The 22554-nt window shown below is 66.2% G+C and carries 17 protein-coding genes and 1 other RNA gene; all 18 read right to left on the reverse strand.

Features of this window, described 5'->3' with window-relative positions; translation table 11 throughout:
* Window positions 1-91 precede the first annotated feature (91 nt).
* Window positions 92-1414: a cell division protein FtsA gene (gene ftsA / locus FR728_RS10590; protein WP_149892640.1), complete on the reverse strand. Its 1323-nt coding sequence runs from the start codon at window positions 1412-1414 to the stop codon at window positions 92-94.
* Window positions 1411-2292, reverse strand: a complete 882-nt coding sequence (locus tag FR728_RS10595) for a cell division protein FtsQ/DivIB (protein WP_149892641.1) — start codon at window positions 2290-2292, stop codon at window positions 1411-1413. Before FR728_RS10595 ends, ftsA begins: the two co-directional genes overlap by 4 nt.
* 20 nt (window positions 2293-2312) lie before the next feature.
* Complete coding sequence (locus tag FR728_RS10600; protein ID WP_244304539.1) at window positions 2313-3257, reverse strand: D-alanine--D-alanine ligase; 945 nt, start codon at window positions 3255-3257, stop codon at window positions 2313-2315.
* Window positions 3254-4225 (reverse strand): UDP-N-acetylmuramate dehydrogenase, encoded by a 972-nt coding sequence (murB, locus tag FR728_RS10605; protein ID WP_149892642.1) that lies wholly within the window; start codon window positions 4223-4225, stop codon window positions 3254-3256. Before murB ends, FR728_RS10600 begins: the two co-directional genes overlap by 4 nt.
* Window positions 4222-5637 (reverse strand): UDP-N-acetylmuramate--L-alanine ligase, encoded by a 1416-nt coding sequence (gene murC / locus FR728_RS10610; protein WP_149892643.1) that lies wholly within the window; start codon window positions 5635-5637, stop codon window positions 4222-4224. Before murC ends, murB begins: the two co-directional genes overlap by 4 nt.
* Window positions 5634-6752: an undecaprenyldiphospho-muramoylpentapeptide beta-N-acetylglucosaminyltransferase gene (gene murG / locus FR728_RS10615; protein ID WP_149892644.1), complete on the reverse strand. Its 1119-nt coding sequence runs from the start codon at window positions 6750-6752 to the stop codon at window positions 5634-5636. Before murG ends, murC begins: the two co-directional genes overlap by 4 nt.
* 37 nt (window positions 6753-6789) lie before the next feature.
* Entirely contained in the window at window positions 6790-7947 is a 1158-nt protein-coding gene (gene ftsW / locus FR728_RS10620; protein WP_149892645.1) for a putative lipid II flippase FtsW, read from the reverse strand.
* A complete protein-coding gene (gene murD, locus FR728_RS10625) occupies window positions 7947-9347 on the reverse strand; it encodes a UDP-N-acetylmuramoyl-L-alanine--D-glutamate ligase (RefSeq protein ID WP_149892646.1) in 1401 nt (466 codons plus the stop codon). Before murD ends, ftsW begins: the two co-directional genes overlap by 1 nt.
* Window positions 9348-9350: 3 nt before the next feature.
* Window positions 9351-10433, reverse strand: coding sequence for a phospho-N-acetylmuramoyl-pentapeptide-transferase (mraY, locus tag FR728_RS10630; protein ID WP_149892647.1), 1083 nt, complete (start codon window positions 10431-10433; stop codon window positions 9351-9353).
* A gap of 9 nt (window positions 10434-10442) precedes the next feature.
* Window positions 10443-11873, reverse strand: a complete 1431-nt coding sequence (locus FR728_RS10635; protein ID WP_149892648.1) for a UDP-N-acetylmuramoylalanyl-D-glutamyl-2,6-diaminopimelate--D-alanyl-D-alanine ligase — start codon at window positions 11871-11873, stop codon at window positions 10443-10445.
* Window positions 11870-13342 (reverse strand): UDP-N-acetylmuramoyl-L-alanyl-D-glutamate--2,6-diaminopimelate ligase, encoded by a 1473-nt coding sequence (locus FR728_RS10640; RefSeq protein WP_149892649.1) that lies wholly within the window; start codon window positions 13340-13342, stop codon window positions 11870-11872. Before FR728_RS10640 ends, FR728_RS10635 begins: the two co-directional genes overlap by 4 nt.
* A gap of 101 nt (window positions 13343-13443) precedes the next feature.
* A complete protein-coding gene (locus FR728_RS10645; protein WP_149892650.1) occupies window positions 13444-15162 on the reverse strand; it encodes a peptidoglycan D,D-transpeptidase FtsI family protein in 1719 nt (572 codons plus the stop codon).
* Window positions 15163-15172: 10 nt separating this feature from the next.
* Window positions 15173-15532, reverse strand: coding sequence for a cell division protein FtsL (gene ftsL / locus FR728_RS10650; protein WP_149892651.1), 360 nt, complete (start codon window positions 15530-15532; stop codon window positions 15173-15175).
* 3 nt (window positions 15533-15535) lie between these two features.
* A complete protein-coding gene (gene rsmH, locus FR728_RS10655; protein ID WP_149892652.1) occupies window positions 15536-16591 on the reverse strand; it encodes a 16S rRNA (cytosine(1402)-N(4))-methyltransferase RsmH in 1056 nt (351 codons plus the stop codon).
* Window positions 16588-17058: a division/cell wall cluster transcriptional repressor MraZ gene (locus FR728_RS10660; protein WP_149892653.1), complete on the reverse strand. Its 471-nt coding sequence runs from the start codon at window positions 17056-17058 to the stop codon at window positions 16588-16590. The genes rsmH and FR728_RS10660 overlap by 4 nt, the downstream gene beginning before the upstream one ends.
* A 441-nt stretch (window positions 17059-17499) precedes the next feature.
* Window positions 17500-17893, reverse strand: an RNA gene (gene rnpB, locus FR728_RS10665) — RNase P RNA component class A.
* A gap of 33 nt (window positions 17894-17926) precedes the next feature.
* A complete protein-coding gene (locus tag FR728_RS10670; RefSeq protein ID WP_188318871.1) occupies window positions 17927-20809 on the reverse strand; it encodes a DUF2339 domain-containing protein in 2883 nt (960 codons plus the stop codon).
* A gap of 88 nt (window positions 20810-20897) precedes the next feature.
* Window positions 20898-22436 (reverse strand): MocR-like pyridoxine biosynthesis transcription factor PdxR, encoded by a 1539-nt coding sequence (gene pdxR, locus FR728_RS10675; RefSeq protein WP_208998766.1) that lies wholly within the window; start codon window positions 22434-22436, stop codon window positions 20898-20900.
* Window positions 22437-22554: the final 118 nt, after the last annotated feature.

Genomic DNA, 22554 nt, shown 5'->3' on the forward strand with positions numbered 1-22554 from the left:
TCGCGACCCTTCTGGGCTTCCGTTCTGGAGTGGCCCTCTTCTTCCCTAATCTCGACTGCCGTTGCCGGCGTTTCCTGGTGATCGGTCATCGTCAGAAGCTCTCCCTGATCCATTGCCCGACACGTGACAGATAACCGCCCTGTCCACCCCAGCCTGTGCGTCGGCTTCGGGGATCGAACTGTTCGATCTGTGCAACCTGCGGATAGATGAGAAGGCCAACCGCGGTCGCGAACGCCGGTCCCTTGGCTGCCTCCGGGAGGCCGGCCACCCCAAGGGGCCGACCCAGACGAACGTTACGCCCCAGGATCCGGCGCGCAACTTCCCCCAGACCCGTGAGCTGACTGCCGCCGCCGGTAAGGACGATCTGCTTGCCCACCCGGCCGGCAAAGCCGGATGCGGTGAGGCGGTCACGCACGAGTTCGAGGATTTCTTCCACCCGCGGCCGGACCACACGGGTCAGGGCCGAGCGGGGAATCTGGTTTGGCAGATCGCCATCTGCTTCCAGCGGCGGGATCGTCAGCATGTCCCGGTCGTCGGTGGAAAGCGTCAGGGGCGATCCGTAAAGGGTCTTGATGCGCTCGGCGTCCTGCAGCCGGGTGGCGAAGGCGCGCGCAATGTCCATGGTGATGTGGTGCCCGCCAACGGCGATCCCATCCAGATGCACCATTTGGCCTTCCACGAAGACCGAGAGCGTGGTGGTGCCACCGCCCATGTCGATGCAGGCCACCCCGAGCTCGGTCTCGTCATCCACCAGGGTGGAGAGGCCGGAGGCAAACGGCGTGGCGACCATGGTCTCCACGTGCAGGTGACCGCGGTTGATGCAGAGCTCCAGGTTGCGCACCGGCGGCACTTCCGTGGTGACGACCTGCATGTCCACGCCCAGCTTGTGGCCGATCATGCCGCGCGGATCGCGGATGCCCCGGTTGCCGTCGAGCGTGTAGGAGATGGGCAGCGCGTGGGTGACCGCACGGCCTTCCGTCACCGAATGGGACGAGCCTGCGGAGAGCACGCGCTGGATGTCGGCTTCCGACACGCTGTCGCCGGCCAGCGGCACGGATGCGGAGAAGATCTCGCTCTGCAGACGGCCGCAGGAGACGTTGGAGATCAGGCTTTCCACCGTCACGCCGGCCATGCGCTCGGCCGCATCGACGGCCAGACGGATCGCCTGTTCGGCCGCGTCCATGTCAACCACGACGCCGGACTTGATACCGCGGGACCGCTGATAGCCGAAGCCGAGCACCTGCACCGCATGGGAGCGGCCAGCCAGCACGTCGCCCTCTTCGCGCGGCGTCAGCTTGGCGATAAGGCAGCAGATCTTGGTCGAGCCCACGTCCAGCACGGACATCACAACGGCACGACGCCCCGGCAGGGGGCGCATGCGCGGCAGATAGAGGGTGGATCCGTTGCGGCTCATGTGTCGCGCTCCAGCTTGACCATGACGCCCGAACCGTCCTTCGCGTTTTCACGCCGTTCCATGGCTTCCGGTGTCAGTTTCACGACGACCCGGTCTGCCAGCCGAAGATCGACCAGCCGGATGTCCCGGGTCAGCAGACCGCTTTCCGCGTCCATCGTGGCGAGCTCGGCCAGGGCCTGCTCGAGATTTTCTTCCGGCAGGCGCACGATGATGCCGTTTTCCAGAACCAGGTCCCAGCGGCGGTCGCTGATCAGTTCGGCGGCCCGAACCCGCGAACGCAGGCCCGGCACGGTGTCGAGCGCGGCCTGGATTTCCTTGGCCCGGTGCTGTGCGCCGTGATTGAGAACCAGCAGCAGGTTGGCATAACGGCCATCGACCTGGTCGGTGATCACTTCGCCCTGCTCGGTGATGATGGAGACGTGTTCGCCGCGCTGCCACAGGGCATAGGGAACCTTCTCCTCCACATCCACCTGGAGCGTGCCCGGATAGAGCTTCATCACGGACGCCTGCCGGATCCACGGAATCTCGGTCAGGCGCGCGCGCGCGGCATCGGCGTCGAACAGCACGAGCGAAGAGCCTTCCTGAAGCTCGAGGGCTTCGAGGATCTGGAAGGTCTGGGTCTCGCTCTGACCGGTCATCTTGATGCTGTCGATGCCGAAACCGCTGGCCGACAGCAGGGCATCGGAGACGGAACGGCCATGGCCGCCGAGCATCAGGCCGTAGGAGATGGTCAGGGTGAGGAACAGGGCAGACGCCACCGTGCCCGCACCGCGCGGCACCTCGGCGAGAACGCCGGCGGCGCGCCACACGGGCTGACGGTGCAGACGCGCGACACCGCGCCCGCGGGGAGCCAGTTCGGCTTCCAGCGGCGTCAGCATGTTTCGCGTCTTTTTCCGTCCTAGCGACAGCAACTTGCGTCCTCTACCATCCATGAAACCAGGGCCTTGAAATCGAAGCCCGCATGCGCCGCCATTTCCGGCACAAGGGACGTCGGGGTCATCCCCGGCTGAGTGTTAACTTCCAGGCAAATCAGTTCCCCGGTGCCGTCCGGTTTCTCGTCAAACCGGAAGTCCGATCTGGAGACGCCGCGACACCCGAGCGCACGATGAGCCGTGAGTGCCAGTGTCTGTACATCTTGGTAAACAATCGGTGAAATTTTTGCAGGAAGGATGTGTTTTGAACCGCCATCCGCATATTTCGCGTCATAGTCATAAAAGGCATGACCCATGGGGACGATCTCGATGATGTCGAGGGCCTGATCCCCCATCACGGCGCAGGTCAGCTCCCGCCCCGGAATGTATTTTTCGCACATCAAAACATCAGGATAGTCCCAATCCCGCGACGTCAGTTCCTGCGGCGGATGGGAGCGCCCCTCCCGTACGATGATCACCCCGAAGCTCGACCCTTCGTTGATCGGCTTGACCACATAGGGCGGCTCCATCGGGTGCTCGTTACCGATCTCGAACCTGTTGAAGACAACGTGATTGGTAACGTTAACGCCGGCTGAAGACATGACCGCCTTCGCCTGCACCTTGTTCATCGCCAGAGCCGACGCCATGACCCCGGAATGGGTGTAGGGAATGCCCAGAACCTCCAGGATACCCTGAATGCAGCCGTCTTCGCCAAAGGGCCCGTGCAGCGCGTTGAAGGCCACATCCGGTTTCAGCTCCTTGAGCACGGAGGCGATGTCGCGATCCACGTCGACGCAGGTGACCTTGTAGCCGGCCTCCTCCAGCGCCTTGGCGCATTCGCGGCCCGACGACAGGCTCACCGGCCGTTCGTTGACCCAGCCGCCCATGAGGACGGCCACGTGCTTCTTCTCGTTCTGACTGCCAGCCATCATGCGGCCTCCTCTGTGACGCCCAGGAACGGCGCAATCTCGCCCTCCGGACCGAAGTTCCCCAGCCGTTTGATTTCCCAGTGCAGCTTGATCCCCGAGGTCTCGAAGACGCGCTTGCGCACGGTCTCGCCGAGGCACTCCAGATCGTGCCCGGTTGCTTCGCCTGTGTTGATCATGAAGTTGCAGTGCAATTCCGACATTTGTGCGCCGCCGATCCGCAGACCGCGACACCCTGCCCTGTCGATTTCCTTCCAGGCGGACGTGCCGTCCGGGTTCTTGAAGGTCGAGCCGCCGGTCTTCTCGCGAATGGGCTGGGCCCGCTCCCGATGCTCGACCACCGCCGCCATCTCGGCGCGGATGGCCTCCTCGCTCGAAGGGACACCCTCCATCACCGCCTCGACGAAGATCAGGTCCTTCGACGCGCCGGAATGGCGATAGGCATAGTCCATGTCCGCGTTGGTCAGCACGTGCCGCGCGCCCTTCCGGTCGATCGCCACAAGCTCCACCATGCGTTCGCAGGTCTCCGTGCCGTGGGCCCCCGCATTCATGCGCAGAGCCCCGCCAATGCCGCCCGGAATGCCGGTATAGAAGGCAAAGCCTCCAAGCCCGGCCTGGGCAGCCGCCTCCGCCAGGCGCTTGTCAGGCACCGCAGCGCCCACCCGCAGGCGTCCCTCGCCCGCCGGTTCGATCTGCCCGAAGCCCTTCGCCGACAGCCGGATGACCACCCCTTCCAGCCCGCCGTCGCGGATCAGCAGATTGGAGCCAAGCCCCACCGGCAAAACGGGAATTTCCGGCGGCAGCTTTGCCAGGAACAGGCTCAGGTCTTCGGCATCCGCCGGCTGGAACAGGAGCTGCGCCGGCCCGCCGGTGCGAAACCAGCTGACGGCGGACATGGGCTGGTTCGTCACCAGCTTGCCGCGCAGGCCCTCGGACAGCTCCGGATGAAGGCTCAGGAGATCGGGAAAGCTCATTCGCTGATCCCCTTCAGGGCCTTGAGCTGCTCCGGCAGCGCATAGGCCCACTGGGTGATGGTGCCGGCGCCAAGGCAGACCACATAGTCCCCCGGCTGTGCCAGCTCGTTCACCAGCCCCGCCAGCTCGTCCGGGCTGGAGATGGCCTGCACCGAGCGGTGCCCCCGGGTCTTCAGGCCGGAGACCAGATCCGTATGCTCGGCTCCGGTAATCAGCTGCTCACCCGCCGCATAGACGGGCGCCACGATCACGCTGTCGGCGTCGTTGAAGCAGTTGGAGAAATCATCGAAGAGGCTCGACAGGCGCGAATAGCGATGCGGCTGCACCACGGCGATAACGCGCCCGTTTCCCGCTTCCCGGGCCGCATGCAGAACCGCGCGGATTTCCACCGGATGGTGGCCGTAATCGTCGAAGATGGCGATGCCGTCCACGGTGCCCGTGTGAGTAAAGCGACGCTTGACCCCGCCGAAGCTCGCCAGCCCCTGCCGGATCGCCTCAGGAGTGACACCGAGCTGATGCGCCACAGCAATGGCCGCCGTGGCGTTGGAGATATTGTGCAGGCCCGGCATGGGCAGCACCAGATCCTTCAGCTCCACCTTCTCGCCCGTGCGCCGGTTGCTGATGGTGACCGAGAAGGTGGACTTGCCACCGTCCATGGAGACGTCTGTGAAGCGCACATCCGCCTGCGGATTGGCGCCATAGCTGACGATGCGGCGGTCCTCGATGGTGCCGATCAGCGTCTGCACCTCCGAGTGATCGAGGCACATGACCGCAAAACCGTAGAAGGGCACGTTTTCTACGAACTGGCGGAAGGCGGCCCGCACGCCGGCAAAGTCGCCGTAATGGTCCAGATGTTCGGGGTCGATGTTGGTGACGATGGCGATATCGGCCGGCAGCTTGACGAAGGTGCCGTCGCTCTCGTCCGCCTCGACGACCATCCAGTCCCCTGCCCCCATGCGGGCATTGGTGCCATAGGCATTGATGATGCCGCCGTTGATGACGGTCGGGTCCAACTTGCCCGCATCCAGCAGGGCGGCAACCATGGAGGTGGTCGTCGTCTTGCCGTGGGTGCCGCCAATGGCGATGGCCTGCTTGAAGCGCATCAGCTCTGCCAGCATCTCGGCACGCCGGACCACCGGAATCAGCCGCTCGCGGGCTTCCACCAGCTCCGGATTGTCCTTCTTGATGGCGGAGGAGACGACGAGCACTTCCGCGTCTCCCAGGTTCTCCGCCTTGTGGCCGACGGTCACCGGAATGCCGTTGGCGCGCAGACGCTGAACATTGGCGTTTTCCGCCATGTCCGAGCCCTGAACCTGATAGCCGAGGGTCTTGAGCACCTCCGCGATCCCGCTCATCCCGATGCCGCCGATGCCGACGAAATGGACCGGGCCGATATCCTGCGGCATTTTCATGGGTGTGCTCCTTCGATGATCGGCTTGCCTTCGGCCACGCGCTCCACGAGATCCGCAAGCCGCCGGACCGCGTCCGGCTTGCCCTGCGAGAGAGCTGCGGCAGCCGCCGCCTTCAGTTGGTCAGGGTTTTCAAACAGGTGAGTAAGTTCGACCGCCAGACGTTCCGGGGTCAGTTCGTTCTGGGCAATCGGCCAGGCCGCGCCCGCATTGGCCAGCCCCACCGCGTTGGCGAGCTGGTCCTGATCGATGGCGCCGGGCAGCGGCACGAGAATGGCCGGTCGGCCGATCACCGAGAGTTCGGAAATGGTCGAGGCGCCGGAGCGGCTGACGACAAGATGAGCCTGGGCGATGCGCGCCGGCATGTCCGTGAAGAAACTGTGCAGCTCCGCCTCGACACCAGCGGCGTGATAGATCTCCCGCACCCGCTCCAGATCCTCCGGACGGCACTGCTGTACCAGCCAGATACGCTTGCGCAGGTGGTCGGGCATCAGCGCCAGCGCCTGCGGCACGCAATCGGAGAAGAAGCGCGCGCCCTGCGACCCGCCGAAGACCAGGAGATTGATCACCCCCTCCCCGCCGAGCGCGGGATAGGGCGTGGCAGCCACCTCGATCACCGCGTCGCGCACCGGGTTGCCGGTCTCCACGGAGCGTTTCTTGATTTCGTCGGCCACATGGGCCAGCGGCAGGCTGGTAGCAACGGCCGTGACGCCGCCCGCCAGCATCACGTTGGCCCGGCCCATCACCCCGTTCGCCTCGTGCAGGATGGACGGCGTGCCCGTCAGCCGCGCAGCGAACATGGGCGGAAAGGTCGGATAGCCGCCGAAGCCCACCACCACGTCGGGCTTGAGCCGCTTGATCACCCGGCGCGCCTGCCAGGTGCCGCGCAGCAGCGACCAGGCGGTCTTCGCCAGTTTCAGCGGCGACTTGCCGCGCAGGGTTTCCGAGGCGATCAGATGCACCGCGCGCGCCGGAAAGGCGGACCCATACTTGTCCGCCCGCTCGTCGGTCGCGAGCTCCACCACATGGCCACGGCGCTGCAATTCGCTGGCGAGCGCCTGGGCGGGAAACAGGTGTCCGCCGGTGCCACCGGCTGTCAGCAAGATCGTTTTGGTCATCACGCGGGTCGAACTTCGGAGATTTTGAGGGAAACGGTTACAGCAGGCTCGAGGGGGACAGGCGCGAGATCGTCACCACGTCGCCGCCGCGCGGCCGCGGCCGCTTGCGGGTGAGCGCCAGGATGCCACCGGCCAGCATGGCCGAGGACAGGAGCGAGGACCCGCCGTAGGAAATGAAAGGCAGCGTCATGCCCTTGGGCGGCATCAGGTTCAGGTTCACCGCCAGATTGATGGTCGCCTGCAGGCCGAAGAGAACGGTTAGCCCCGCCGTTGCCAGACGGGTGAAAGCGTCCTGGTCGCGGCTGGCGTGGTTCAGGCCACGCATCACGATGAAGCCGAAGACGAGCACGATGAACATGCAGACGATGGCCCCGAACTCCTCGCCCACCACGGCGAAGATGAAGTCCGTGTGGCTGTCCGGCAGGATGCGCTTGACGGTACCCTCTCCCGGACCACGGCCGAACCAGCCGCCGGAGACGAAGGATTCAAGCGCCGTGTCCACCTGGTGCGTGTCCCCGCTGCCCGGATCGAGGAAGCGGTTCACACGGTTGGTCACGTGCGGCAGGAAGGCATAGGCCGCCGCAAGGCCGCCGACACCGGCCACCGCCAGCAGACCGATGGCAATCCACGGCAGGCCGTTGAAGAAGAAGAGCCCGGCCCACACCATGCCGAGCAGCATGGTCTGTCCGAAGTCCGGCTGGGCGATCAGCAGCGCCGCGCAGATGATGAAGAGCAGCGCCGAGAAGAGAACCCCCGGCACTTCGCGCCGGCGCCCGCTTTCGGAAAGGAAGAAGGCCACCATGATCACGAACGCGGGCTTGAGGAACTCCGACGGCTGCAGGGAGAACCCGGCGACATAGATCCAGCGGCGCGCGCCCTTGGCTTCCATGCCGAGGAAGAGCGTCGCCACCAGGGCGATGATCGAGAAGATGAACAGGATCAGCGCCGTGCGCCGCACCAGACGCGGGGTCAGCATGGAGCCCGCCAGCATGATGCCGAGCGCCGGGATCAGGAAGAGCGCCTGACGCTTGACGAAATAGAAGGTGTCGACGCCGATGCGATCCGCCACGGGGGGCGAAGCCGCAAAGGACAGGACCACGCCGCCGATCATCAGCAGGATGAAGGCAGCCAGAAGATAATGATCCACAGTCCACAGCCATTCGGCAAAGCGGCTTCGATCGGCGCGACTAACCATCAGACGGTCTCCTGGTGCTCTTGCACGACAGGCAGGGCCTTCACCGCTTCGGCGAAGGCCTCACCCCGCTTCTCGAAATTGGGGAACTGGTCGAAGGACGCACAGGCCGGCGACAGGAGCACGGCCACTTCGGCGGACGCATCTGCGCCCGCATCACGAGCAGCCGCGATCACGGCCTTGTCGAGGGTGCCGCACAGCTCGGTCGCGACCTTGCCCTCGAGTGTTGCAGCAAAGGCCTCTGCGGCCTCACCGATCAGATAGGCCTTGGCGATCTTCGGGAAGAAGGCGTCCAGCGAGGCGATCCCTCCCGCCTTGGGCTTGCCACCCGCGATCCAGTAGATCCGCTCATAGGAGGAAAGCGCACGGGCAGCCGCGTCGGCGTTGGTGGCCTTGCTGTCATTGACGAAGAGGATCTTTCCCGCGCGCGCCACAAGCTCCATGCGGTGATGCAGCCCACCGAAGGAGCGAAGTGCTGCGGCAATGGCTTCCGGTTCGAGGCCAAGGGCGCAGAGGCTGGCAAAGGCGGCCGCCGCGTTCTGACCGTTGTGCGCACCGCGCAGCGTGTCGATCCCGGCGAGATCCGCAACCGCGTGAGCGTCGCCGGCCTCGGAACGCATGAGGGTCGAGCCCTGAAGCCAGATCCCCTGCTCGACCGGCCCTTGCGCGGAGATGCGCCAAACCGGCATGGATGCCAGATCCTGCCGCTGGGCAATGGCCGCCGACATCTCGTCATCGACACCGACCACGGCGATCCGCGCGCTGGCCACGAGACGCTCCTTGATGGCCGCATAGTTTTCCATGCTGCCGTGCCGGTCGAGATGATCCGGCGACAGATTCAGGTGAACGCCCACCGTCGCGTCGAGGCCGGGCGCCAGATCGATCTGATAGGAAGAGCACTCGACCACATAGACCCGCTCGTCGGAGAGCGGAGCAAGGTCGAGGATCGGCACGCCGATGTTGCCGCCCATCTGGGCGTCGAGCCCCAGCGCCTTGAGAAGATGGGTGATCAGTGCGGTGGTGGTGGACTTGCCGTTGGTGCCGGTAATGGCGATCATCCGGGCCTTGCTGGCCAGATGACGGCGCTCCCGGCAGAAGAGCTCGATGTCGCCGATGATCTCGACGCCATGTTCTTGCGCCAGCTGCACCGACCAGTGCGGCACCGGATGGGTCAGGGACACGCCGGGCGCAAGCACCAGCGCCGACACGCAACTCCAGTCGATCTGGCGCAGATCCGTGGCGGTCAGGCCTTCAGCCCGGGCCGCCTCGACCCGAGCCGGTGCGTCGTCCCAGACGGTCACCTTCGCGCCGCCTTCGGCCAGCGCGCGCGCCGTCGACAGTCCCGAGCCGCCAAGCCCGAAGAGAGCGATGTCTTGTCCCTTGAGGCAGGTGACCGGGATCATCGCTTACCTCAGCTTCAGGGTGGCGAGGCCGACGAGGGCCAGAACCACGGCAATGATCCAGAAGCGGATCACGACCTGGGATTCGGTCCAGCCCATCAGCTCGAAGTGATGGTGGATCGGCGCCATGCGGAACACCCGCTTGCCGGTCAGCTTGAACGACGCCACCTGCACGATGACCGACACGGCCTCCAGCACGAAGAGACCGCCGATGATCGCCAGCACGATCTCGTGCTTGGTGGCGACCGCGATCGCCCCGATCATGCCGCCAAGGGCAAGCGAGCCGGTGTCGCCCATAAAGATGGCGGCCGGCGGAGCATTGAACCACAGGAATCCGAGCCCTGCCCCGATCACCGCACCCGCGATCACGGCCAGTTCGCCGGTTCCGGCCACATGGTGGATCTGCAGGTAGTTGGCGAAGACGGCGTTGCCGGACAGATAGGCGATCAGCGCGAAGGCGGCGCAGGCGATCATCACCGGAACGATGGCCAGACCATCCAGGCCGTCGGTCAGGTTCACCGCATTGCCGGCCCCCACCACCACGAAGGCGGCGAAGGGAATGAAGAAGATGCCCAGATTGAGGGTCAGGTCCTTCAGGAACGGAAAGGCGATGGAGGTGGAGAAGGGCTCGTTGTCGAGCAGGGTCACCACGAAGGCAGCGGACGCGGCGATCAGGAACTCTAGACCTAGGCGGCTCTTGCCGCTGAAGCCCTTGTGGGAGGACTTGGTGACCTTGAGATAGTCGTCATAGAAGCCGATGGCACCAAAGCCGACGGTCACCCCGATGACGATCCAGACATACGGATTGGTGAGATCGCACCACAGGAGTGCAGCAACCAGCGCGCCGGAGAGGATCATCAGGCCGCCCATGGTCGGCGTGCCCTTCTTCGCCAGATGCGCTTCCGGTCCGTCCGCGCGGATCGGCTGGCCATGGCCCTGCCGCAGACGCAGGCTGGAAATGATCTTCGGCCCGAACAGGAACACGAACAGCAGCGCGGTCATGATCGCGCCGCCGGTCCGGAAGGTGATGTACCGGAACACGTTCAAGGCAGAAATGGCGTCGGCGAATGCGACGAGGTAGTGAAACATCTTGAGCCCCTAGATCGTCTCGGCGTCTTCCGCCGAGGCAAACTCCTTCTTCAGGGCTTCCATCACGGGACCCATGCGGGTGCCCAGAGAGCCCTTGATCATCATCACGTCACCGGCGCGCACATCGCTCGTCAGCATGTCGACCAGTCCGGTGGACACGTCCGCATAGCCCCCGCGCCGCGCCTTGGGAAGTCGTTCCCACAGGGTGTGCATGTGGGGTCCGGTCAGATAGACCAGATCCACATTGGCGGCCTGGATCGGTTCGAGCAGTTCCTGATGCAGCCGGTCCGCATCGGTCCCCAGCTCGCGCATGTCGCCGAGAACGGCAATGCGCCGCCCGGGCAGGCGCACCGGCGTCTCGCCGAGCACCGCAAGCGCGGCCCGCATGGAGGCCGGATTGGCATTGTAGGTCTCGTCGATCAGGCAGGCCTGACCGTCGGCAAGTGCCAGCTTGATCACCGCGCCGCGGCCCTTGGGCGCCTGCATCTCGGCGAGCGCGAGACCCGCCAGCGCCAGATCCGCGCCCATGTCCACGACGGCGGTCAGCACGGCCAGGCTGTTGCGCACCTGATGCTTGCCCGGAATGCCGATCTTGTAGGTGAATTCCTGGCCCAGGATACGGGCCTGAATGCTGGAGCCCCCCGCCTGAAGCGACATCTTTTCCATGACGCTGTCGCTGGTCGGATCCTCGCCGAAGGTGCGGATGTTGCGCACGCCGGCAAGCCCTGCGTGGAACTTCAGCAGGTCGAACTGGTCATTGTCCTTGTTGAGGATCGCAACGCCTTCCGGCTCCAGCCCGTTGAAGATCTCCGCCTTGGCCTGGGCGATATGCTCCACGCTGTCGAAGAACTCCAGATGAACCGGTTGCACCGTGGTGATGATCGCCACATGCGGCCGCACCATCTTCACCAGCGGGGTGATTTCGCCGGCATGGTTCATGCCGATCTCGAAGACGCCGTATTCCGTGTCCGCCGGCATGCGCGCCAGCGTCAGCGGAACGCCCCAGTGATTGTTGAACGAGGCAACAGACGCATGCACCTTGCCCGAGCGGGCGAGCGCCAGCCGCAGGGCTTCCTTGGTGCTGGTCTTGCCCACCGACCCGGTGACGGCGACGATGCGCGCGAAACTGCGGGCGCGGGCGGCAATGCCCAGATCGCGCAGGGCCTGCAGCGGATCGTCAACCACCACGTAGCGGCCACCTTCGGGCAGGTCGGCGAGCTTGTCGCGGGCGACCAGCGCCAGGGCTGCCCCGGCCTCAAGTGCCGCGCCGGCGAAGTCATGACCGTCCAGCCGGTCGCCAACGATGGCCACATAGGCATCGCCCGGCGCCAGGGTGCGGCTGTCGATGGAAATGCCGGTGATCTCGTCGGGAATATCGCCGCGCGCCTCGCCGCCGGTTGCGGTCAGAAAGTCGGCCCTGGTCCAAAGCGGCGCGCTCATGCGGTCGGTGCTCCCGTGGCGAGGGCGGCCTTCACCGCCTCATGATCTGAAAAGGGAAGAACCCTGTCGCCGACAATCTGGCCCGTTTCATGTCCTTTGCCGGCGATGCACAGAACATCGCCCGCCTGAAGGGATCTGACGGCCTCGGCAATCGCCTGGCCCCGGTCGCCGATCTCGATCGCGCCGGGTGCTTCCGCCAGCATGGCCGCGCGGATCGTCGCCGGATCCTCGGAGCGCGGATTGTCGTCGGTGATATAGACCACGTCGGCGCGCTCGGTCGCGATCCGGCCCATGATCGGGCGCTTGCCCGGATCCCGGTCGCCGCCACACCCCACCACCACCTTGAGCTGGCCGGTCGTGAAGGGGCGCAGCGCCGCCAGCGCGTTTTCCAGCGCGTCCGGCTTGTGGGCATAATCGATGATCACGGTGGCGCCATTGCCCGTTCGGCCGGCAAATTCCAGCCGCCCCGGCGCACCGCGCAGATTTTCGAGCGCGCGCAGCACAGCGCCTGTGTCCTCGCCGCAGGTGATCGCCAGTCCGGCGGCGATAAGCGCATTGGACACCTGGAAACGGCCGATCAGCGGCAGCGTCACCTGATAGCGCCCCCGAGCCGTGTCGACGGTCAGAAGCTGACCGGCCGGTCCGGCCTTCAGACCGCTCAGCGTCAGGTCCTTGCCGGTTTCGCCAACGGTGAAGAGGCGCAGGCACCGTTCCTTCGCAACGGCGACAACCCGATCCGCATAGGCTTCACCCGGATCGACCACCACGGCCCCGCCGGTCGGCACCAGATCGCGGAAGAGACGAAGCTTCGCCTGGAGATAGTCCTCGACCGTCGGATGATAATCCATGTGGTCGCGGCCCAGATTGGTGAAGCCGGCCGCGACAAGCTGCACCCCGTCGAGGCGGTGCTGGTCGAGCCCGTGGCTGGAGGCCTCCATCGCCGCATGGGTGACGCCGCTCTCCGCAAGGGCCGCCAGCTCCCGGTGCAGGGCCACCGGATCCGGCGTGGTCAGCCCGCCATAGGACTGGCCGGCCGAGGTGACCGTGCCCAGCGTGCCAAGGCTTGCGGCCGCATGACCGCAGGATTGGAAGATCTGGCGGAGGAAATAGGCGACCGACGTCTTGCCGCTGGTGCCGGTGACGGCCGCGATGACCTTGGGCTGGCGGCGGTGGAAACGCGCGGCCATGAGGGCAAGCGCCCGGCGCGGGTCGGCTTCACTCAGAACAACCACATGGGCCGGAAGCAGTGTCTTGAGACGCTCGGCGGTCTCCGGATCGGTCAGAACGACAGAAGCGCCCTTCTCCACCGCAGACACGGCGAATTGGGCGCCATCAGTCTTCGCGCCCTTGAGGGCCGCAAAGACGAACCCCTGCTCCACCTGGCGGCTGTCCGCGGTGATGCCGCGGATGGCAAGGCGGGCAGACGCCTCCGGCAGGCTCATGCCTGGGGCGAGTTGTGCAAGATCCATCTCAATCTGTCGTCCGGTTTGTGCGTCGTCATGTGGTGGGCCGAAGCGAGAGACCGGATAACGGATGCGACCCCGCCGGTGCTCTCAGGCCCGTCAGTATCCTAATAGGATATTTCGATCGGCTCTTCCCCTTCGGAGAAGCGCGGCATCACGCCGAGCATGGGCGCGGCCCGCCGGATGATCGCACCCACGGTGGGCGCGGCGTTCATGCCGGCGGTTGCCGGGAGGCCCTCGCGCTCCGGCTTGGGCTCGTCGAGAACCACCAGAACCACGTATTGCGGATCATCCATCGGGAAGGCGGAGAGGAACGAGTTGCGGCGCTTGTTCGAGACATAGCGGCCATTCTCGATCTTCTCGGCGGTGCCCGTCTTGCCGCCCACGATATAGCCCGGCACTTCGGCGCGCTTGCCGGAGCCGCCCGCATTGACCACGTTGAGCCGGTAAAGATAGCGCATCGCCTTGCTGGTCTGCGGCGAAACAACCTGCTTTGCCAGGGCGTTAGCCTCATCCTCCGTGCGCGGGAAGAAGGTCGGCGGAATGAGCTTGCCACCATTCATCAGCGCAGCCGTCGCGACTGCCGTCTGCATCGGCGTGACCGAGATGCCGTGACCGAAGGAGATGGTCATGGCCGCCAGCTCGTTCCATTTCGGCGGCAGCAGCGGGGCAGCATTTTCCGGCAGCTCGGTCTCCAGGCGGCTGGTCAGACCCAGCTTGCCGAGGAACTCCTTCTGCGCGTCCACACCGGTCGCCAGCATCATCTTGGCGGTGCCAATGTTGGAAGAATAGATGAAGACTTCGGGCACGGAGAGCACCCGATGTTTTCCGTGGAAATCGGTGATCGTGCGCCCGCCAGCCCGGATCGGCTTGGTCGCATCGAAGCTGTCGTTGATGGAAACCTTGCCCGAATCGAGCGCCATGGCGACGGTGAAGGACTTGAACACCGACCCCATCTCGAACACGCCGCCGGTCGCCCGGTTCATGCGGATCTGTTCCAGCGCCTGCGAGCGGTCATTCGGGTCGTAGTCGGGCAGCGAGGACATGGCGACCACTTCGCCCGTATGGACGTTGAGGACGATGCCCACGCCGGCAATTGCCTTGTAGAGTTCGACGGCCTTGGCCACCTCATCGCGCACCACATGCTGGACGCGCAGGTCCATGGCGAGCTTGACCGGCTCCATGCGGCGATCGGCGGTAAAGCCAGCCGCCTGCAGATCCGCAAGCCAGTCCTTGTCGAGATGGCGCTCGATGCCGGTCAGGCCCTGATTGTCGATGTTCACCGAGCCGACGATGTGACCGGCGGTGGTGCCGCCCGGATAGAAGCGCTGGTTCTCGGTCAGGAAGTCGATGCCCGGCAGGCCGAGATCATGGACGGCGCGCGCCTGCTCCGGGGTCAGCTCGCGCTTCAGCCAGACGAAGGCGCTGCGGCTCTCCAGACGGCGGCGCAGGATGTCCGCGTCGAGATCCGGCAGCACCCGGGTCAGACCGTCCACGGCCTCGTTCACATCGATGATGCGGCGCGCGTCCGCAAAGACGGAAGCCGTCTTGATGTCGGTGGCGAGGATCTCGCCATTGCGGTCGATCAGATCCGGGCGGGAGGCCGAAATCCGGTCCTGCTCGGTCAGGCGCACCGACTGCGGCACGTCGATCGTCTCCGCCAGCATGGCGAGGCGCGCGCCGAAGGCAATGTAGACGCCGACGAAGGCAAGCATGGCGATGTAGACGCGCGACTTGACCGCGCCCGAGGAAATGGACCCGGCCGCAGCACGGGGCTTGGCCTTGCGGACCTGGAGGAAGCTTTCGGTCTCGGTGATATATGCCATCGTCAGCCCCTCACTGGATCACGGGTGCGCCAGCACCCGCATAGCCCGACAGGGGCGCCTTGCCACCGATCGGCTCCATCATGACCGGACGCGCGGGCAGGTCGCCGACACTGACGATCTGATGGGCATCGAGCGGGGCAAGCTGAAGATATTCGTTGTAGCGGTCGACCACGCCCTGCAGCCGGTCCGGCTGGTTCAGCAGGCTCCACTCGGCCTTGAGCTGACGGATGGTTTCCTGCTCCTCGCCGATCTGCTGCTGCAGCTCGACAACCCGCGAGGCGCTGTCCTTGGCGCCAAGCTTCATGTCGTAAAGCGCGGCGGCCCCGACGACCACGAGAAGAATGAAGAAGACGTTCAGGTACCGAACCATGGATCAGCCCCCCAATCCGTGAAAGGCGGCCAGTCGCGGCACGCCGATGGAATGAATGTCGAGATCGCGAGCGGCAGCATCCGTGCGCCGGCCCGCCCGCAGCTTGGCCGACCGGGCCCGGGGATTGGCTTCCGCCTCTTCCGGGGTGGGGTCGACCGCCTTGCGGCTCAACAGATCGAAGGTTGCCGGCGGAACGTCCTCCTCCGGCATGTGGCGCGAGCCACCGCCGCGGGTGCGGCTGCGGTCCGCCAGGAATTTCTTCACAAGCCGGTCTTCCAGCGAGTGGAAGGACACGATCACGAGGCGGCCACCCGGCTTGAGGATGTTTTCCGCGGCCTGAAGGGCGCGCGCGGCCTGGTGCAGCTCGCCATTCACATAGATGCGCAGGGCCTGGAAGGTGCGGGTCGCCGGATGGATCTGCGCCTTCTTCGGATTGCGGCCGAGCACCTTCTCGATCAGCGCGGAGAGTTCCGCCGTCCGGGTGAAGGGCTTTTCAAGCCGCGCCTTCTCGATGGCATGCGCCACGCTCGTCGCCCGCTTTTCCTCGCCCAGCAGACCGATGATGCGAATGAGATCCTTCACCGGCAGCTCGTTGACCACATCTGCCGCCGAAGGACCGGCCTGCTCCATGCGCATGTCGAGCGGCCCGTCGCGCAGGAAGGAGAAGCCGCGCTCCGCCTGATCGAGTTGCATGGACGACACCCCGAGATCCAGCACGACCCCGTCGACACCCTCGTGGCCGAGGGCACGGGCATGGGTTTCCAGATCGGCAAACTGTCCCGGCACGAGGGTTAGATTTCCGTCGGAGGCCTGAACCAGCGGCTGACCGCCCGCAATTGCGTCCGGATCCCGGTCGATGCCGATGACCCTTGCGCCTTGCGCCAGCAGCGCACGCGAGTAGCCGCCCGCGCCGAAGGTGCCGTCGATGACCACTTCACGCGGCTGCACGGCCAGATGCTCGAGGACCGGCTGCAGGAGAACCGGGATGTGGCGCTCAGATCCGCCTTCGACCGGCGAGCCCTGCCCGCCTGCCGCTCCGCTTTCGGTGCCCGCGCTCATGCCGGCTCTCCTGGTCTGGTCATGCCGGGGACCTGCCCCGACAGAAGGGCGCGCGCCTGCCGCTGAACTTCGGCGCGATGCTCGCGGAACTGATCCGGGTGCCAGATCTGGAACTTGTAGCCCAGCCCCGTGAAGGTCACCTGATCCGTGATGCCGGTGATGTCGCGCACCATGTCCGAGATCACGATCCGGCCGTCCCCGTCGATCTTCGGCGTCTCGCTGGCGCCAAACAGCGCCATGGCAAGGGCGTCATATTCCGGCGACATCTTGTTGTACTGGGCCAGCCGTCCCTCGATCTCGTTCACGAGTTCATTGCCGCCCGCATCGATGCTGGCCGAGTGGGACGAGGAAATCATGAAGAGGCCGTCATAGCCGTCTCGCGTCAGGACCGCGCGGAAGGGTGCAGGGATCGACACGCGACCCTTGGCATCCAGCCGGTTGGTGAAGTGCGAAACGAAGCCGGCCATCGGTCCCCTCTTGGCGGATCTCTCAGGATCCACGAGCCCCAGATTTTCCAGAACTCGAGGATCGGGACCGGCTCCGGGATCGGCTCATTGAGCTTGTCCGATCTCCGGGTGACGGGTGCCGCAAGATGGGCGCCTCTCCCCCGTTCTGGGTATTCATGGGATACCATGGGAAATGATGGGCGGTCAATGGAATCCCATGGATTCCGGACCTTGCGAGGGCAGCTTTCTCACCCAGCGGCATGGATGGCATGCTTATGGTTAACGAAGGCTTGACACAAAAGGGGAATCGGAATCGCCAGAGCAGCCGGACACGCCCTGACCGAGCCGGAACCGGCCGAAATGGCGCCTGCCCTGTCCACATCAATTTTCTTGAAAAAAGCCGGCGGGCCGACGGCCCTCCCCGGAGAAGGGGAAGTTGCAACCGTCTGAAACGTGAAATGAAATGCCAGTCGGCCTGTAAGCCGGGTTCTGTATGGCCCGTGTCGCCACGGACGTGACAGCCATTCATCTGGGACGCCCGTTACCGGACGCCTCTCGCAACCAACCCGGGCAACTGGCCTGGAAACAGGCCTGAACGTCGAGCGTTCGCGCTGCCCCTATTCGGTTTTGCTCCCGGTGGGGTTTACCGTGCCGCGTCCGTTACCGTCCGCGCGGTGGGCTCTTACCCCACCCTTTCACCCTTACCCTGGACGCATCCGGGGCGGTTTGCTTTCTGTGGCACTTTCCCTGGGGTCGCCCCCGCCGGGCGTTACCCGGCACCGTGTTTCCGTGGAGCCCGGACTTTCCTCCCCCGCGGCCTTTCGGCACTTGCGGCAGCGGCTGTCCGGCCGACTGGCAGCCGCTGCCTTAGGTGGGATTGCCTGCCGGGTCAAGCATCTCCTTGCGCCGCCCCGTCGTCACCGGAGGTCGGAGGCTCTGCCCGACGGGTGACCGGAAGCCGCTGATAGAGCGCGCCGATCCCGATCAGCACCGCACCGAGACCGATGAAGGACAGGGCCCTCAGCAGGCCATCCAGCGCCGACATGTCGATGAGGAAGGCCTTCAGAGTGACCCCGACCAGAATGACTGCAGAGAGCTTGCGCAGCAGGTGCGACCCCGCCGCCAGGCCCCAGAGGAGACAGGCAAGCCCCACGGCCAGCCACACCGCAGAATAGACCGCCTGCTCCAGAGACCGCACGGCAACCGCGTCCAGCCGGTCCGGCGAGAACCAGCTGCGGATCGTGAGGTTGATCAGGAAGAAGCCTGCGACGCAGGCAAAGGACAGCACGGTGAGACGGTAGGCGCGCGGCGTGTCGGCGCGCAACATCCGCAATTGCAGGGCATAGAGCAGGCAGGCTCCACCATAGAGCAGGCTGATCCAGTTGATCAGGAAGCTGTCGCCGACGGGGGCTCCGGTGAGGGCCGGGTTTTCAAAGACAAAGAGGGTCGCCGCGCCCCAGATCATCCCGCCGAGACCAACGACCATGCGCCCCGTCCGCAGCACCGGCGCGCCATCGAACACCCCGGCGCGGGACAGTCTGGCGAGGGCCAGCGACACCGCACCGCCGATGAGGGTCAGCAGCCCGCCGGTGCGCAGCCCGTCCCCCTCCCCGTCAAAGCGGAACACGGGATCGATCCCGTGCAGGGTCAGCATCACCAGGGTCAGCGACACGAAGAAGATCGCCAGAGCCTGCAGGATATCCGACCACAGGTCGCGACCCGTCCGCGTGAAGGACCAGGCCGTCGCACAGACCCCCGCAGCCGGCAGTCCGTAGCCCAGAAGCAGCAGGTTGAAGACGGGCGTTATCCCGAGCGCGGCCGCATCGATGAAGGGATCCCGCAGGAGACACAGGCCATAGGGCACGACTGCCACGACCGCGAAGGGCCGCAGGGCGGGCAGCGGATAGCGTACATGAACGAGCGCAATCGCCGGACAGAGCAGGCCGAAGGCGATTGTCAGCGCCGCATCCTCCAGCGCGAAGCCGGCCGCAAAGCCGAGAGCTGCGACCGCGCCCACGAGCCAAGTCACCAGCGCCGCCCTGCCACCGACAAGATCCTGCCGCGGCGCACCGATCCGGCTGGCGACGCCCCAGAAGACCACCGCGAGAGCAAGCGCCAGCCCGGCAAAGAGCGGCGAGACCGACCAGCTCGCCACCCGGAGCCAGCTCACGCTGAGCACGCCAAGCGCCCCGCAGACCGCAAGCCCGGAAAGCACCGCACGGCTGGCCGCATGGCGCAGGGCCAGCGCACCCGTGGCGACAAGCCCGGCGGCGCAGACGGCCATGAACGCGGAGAAGGCGGAAAGCCGGTCCTGCACATCAAAGGGCAGCGGAGAGATCACTCCGGCATCCAGCGCCTCCAGGGCCTCCAGGGCCTCCAGGGCATCCGGCACCTTGAGCTGAAGGGCGAGCAGCAGGAAGAGGGCCAGCGGCAGCACCGCGCCGTAGCGCAAGGCGCAGAAGACGTATCCGACAGCCAGAGGCAGGGCCAGCAGCACGAGGGTTTCGCCCATGAGGGCGGCCAGATCCGCCTCGAATTGCAAGTGCCCGGCAAAGGGCAGCAGGACGGCGGCGAGGGCAAGGGTCGCCGCCCGGTCCACCTCCACGAAGAGATCCGCCCGCGCCGGATAATGCCGCCAGACGAAGCCGGCCAGCACGATCATCGCGCTGGCGGCAAGATAGAGCGTCAGGAGCAGCCGGTCGCCCGGTGCCGCCATGAGCTGGAACAGCAGCCCGTAGCCCGCCAGTCCGGCCACCGCCGCGCCCGCAAGCCAGAGCCAGCGCCGCAAGCGCCCGAGCGCCACGGCGGCAGCGGAAACCGCCAGCACATAGAGCACGACCGCCGCCAGGTCGCGGCTCTCCGATGTCACCAGGAACGGCACGAGATAGGCGCCCGGCAGGCCCAGCACCGCGAGGCCCGGCCCGTGCAGCAGGGCCGCGAAGAGACCGCAGATCGCCAGTGCTCCAAGCAGCAGGAATGCGGGTGTCGGCCCCACCAGACCGTAGAGCGCATGCGCTGAATAGACCACGGCAAAGAGCACCATCGTGCCGGCGGCCGTCAGGACGGCAGGAATGCTGGCCCAGGAAAGCCCGCCGAGGACGGCCGGATCGGGCTTGCGCCGCAGCCATTCCCCCGCAGCCGCAAGACCGAGACCGAAGAGCGCCCCGAGCACGAGCCGGCCGACCGGCCCCAAAAGCCCCGCCTCAGCCGCATAGGCGACCATGAAGACACCGCCGACCGCGAGCGCCGCGCCCCCGGCCCAGACCGACCAGCGCCCGCCGATCAGCCGCTCCCGGTCCTCGTCCTGCGCGCCTGAGCGGGACGGGACCGCTGCCCGCGCCGCAGCAGGCTGCCTCCCATCGGTCTCACCCTTGCACCCCTCTCCGCTCGCGCCCGCCCGTCGCAAGGCAGCCTCCAGCGGCGACGGCGGCAGATCGGACGCCTTCGCAGCGGACTGGTCCTCCGGTGTACTCGGCTCCTCTCCGGCTTGAACCTGCTCCTCCTCGGTCGCGTCCTGCTCGACCGGTGCCTCGGGTTCCTTTCCGCCAGCCTCTTCCGGGACCCCGGTCACCGGGCTCTCGTGCCCGGCAGCGGCAGCTGCAACGACCGCGCCCCTGCCGGCCCGGATCTCCCGGAGCGCGCCATCCAGCCGCTCCACCGTGAGGGTGAGCCGCGTCACCCGGCGCCAGAGGAGAACGACCAGCACCGGCAGGCCGAGAAAGAGCGCCACGAGGATCAGGGCGAGAAGGGCAAGGAAGGCTTCGATGTCCAAGACAGGCTCCGGACAGGAGGGGATGAACGAACGTCAGGCCCTGAGCGAGCCCTGTGCACGGCTTTGCGTTACAGCGCCAGACTGTGTCCTAATCCAGACAGTGCCGCAACTCTCGGGCGAACGCGGTGATCTGGCGCTCGGTGGCCCCCGCGAACCCCACGATCAGCCCCGCCTGCGCCTCCCGGTCCACATAGCAGGGGCTGAGCGGCGACACCGCGAAGCCCTTTTGCTGCAGACGCCGGGCCAAGGCCTCATCGTCGCCGCAGCCGTTCAGGGTCAGGGTCACCTGCACGTTGCCGGTCGGCACCTCGACGGAAATCCGGTTGCCGAGTGCTTCGCGCAGCACCTCAACCAGCCGCAGGCCCCGGCTCAGGTAGGTGCTGCGGATCCGCTTCAGGTGGGCGCGGTATTCGCCGCCCTCCATCAGTTCGGCCAGAGCGATCTGGGCATGGACATTGGCCAGATGACCGGTCTGCCGGAACACCCGGCGCATGGGCTCCACCAGATCCGCAGGCAGAACACAATAGGCCAGCCGCAGACCCGGCAGGAAGCTCTTGGAGAAGGTGCCCATGTAGATCACCTCTCCCTCCCGCGCGAGACCCTGAAGCGCTGCCACCGGCCGACCGTCAAACAGGAACTCGCTGTCATAGTCGTCCTCGAGGATCAGCCCGCCACCCAGGCGCACCGCCTCGATCAGGGCCAGCCGCCGTTGCAATGGCATGCGCGTGCCGAAGGGATAGTGATGGGACGGCGTCACGTAGATGAGTTTCGGCGCGGCACGGCCCGTGCCGATCTGTTGGGGATCGGCGCCGTGCTCGTCGACGGGCAAGCCGCGCACCTGCAGCCCCGCCCCGTGAAAGGCCGACCGCGCGCCCAAATATCCGGGGTCCTCGATCAGCGCCAGATCGCCGGGATCGGCCAGTGCCTGGGCGAGGCACGACAGCAGCGCCTGCATGCCGCAGGTGACGAGGATCTGCTCCGGCGTCGCCTTCACCCCGCGTTCCAGAGCGAGATAGTCGGCGAGCACCTGCCTCAGGCGCGGATGACCGGTCGCCTCGTGATAGAGCAGCTCCGGACCCGGCACATGCCTTGCCGCCCGGCGCAGGGCCCGGCCCCACAGGTCATGGGGAAAGACATCCAGCGCCGGTGTTCCCGGCTCCAGTGCGCCCGGAGAGCGCGCCCAGCTGTCGCCGCGCAGGTTTTCCGCCTGCAGCGCGCCCCGCGCGGAGAGCCCGGACCTGCGGCTGTCGCCGCCCATCCCGCCCCTAAGGTCCGGCAAAGACCCGGACAGGGCCGCCCGCAGATCCGGACTGCTGACCACCGCGCCGGAGCCCGGCCGCACCTGAATGATCTCCTCCGCCTGAAGCAGATCAAGGGCTGCATTCAGCGTGCTGCGGGAGACGCCGAGCCCTGCCGCCAGACTGCGCGAGGACGGCAGCTTCAATCCCGCCCTGAGGTGCCCCGCCCGCACCGCCTCACGCAGGGAGCGGTAGATCTGCTGGCTCAGGGGCACGTCCGACCCGCGATCAAGCGTGACAAGCCCCTCCGGCAACGAGAGCATCCCCTCGCCCCCGCGCCGGGTCGATCGGTCCGCCTCGGACGAAGAAGAGGAAACTGGTCTGGTCATTTTGTCAGATCCGGATCTGTTGGCAAACCAGTTCTAGCGGCAAGCTGGAGGAAGATCAAATGCGGCCACCCGAAACGGCCGCCTCACCCAGACGCACAATCACACGCAGAAAAGGCCT

This window comes from Roseibium aestuarii (genome assembly GCF_008477545.1).
Lineage (GTDB): Bacteria > Pseudomonadota > Alphaproteobacteria > Rhizobiales > Stappiaceae > Roseibium > Roseibium aestuarii.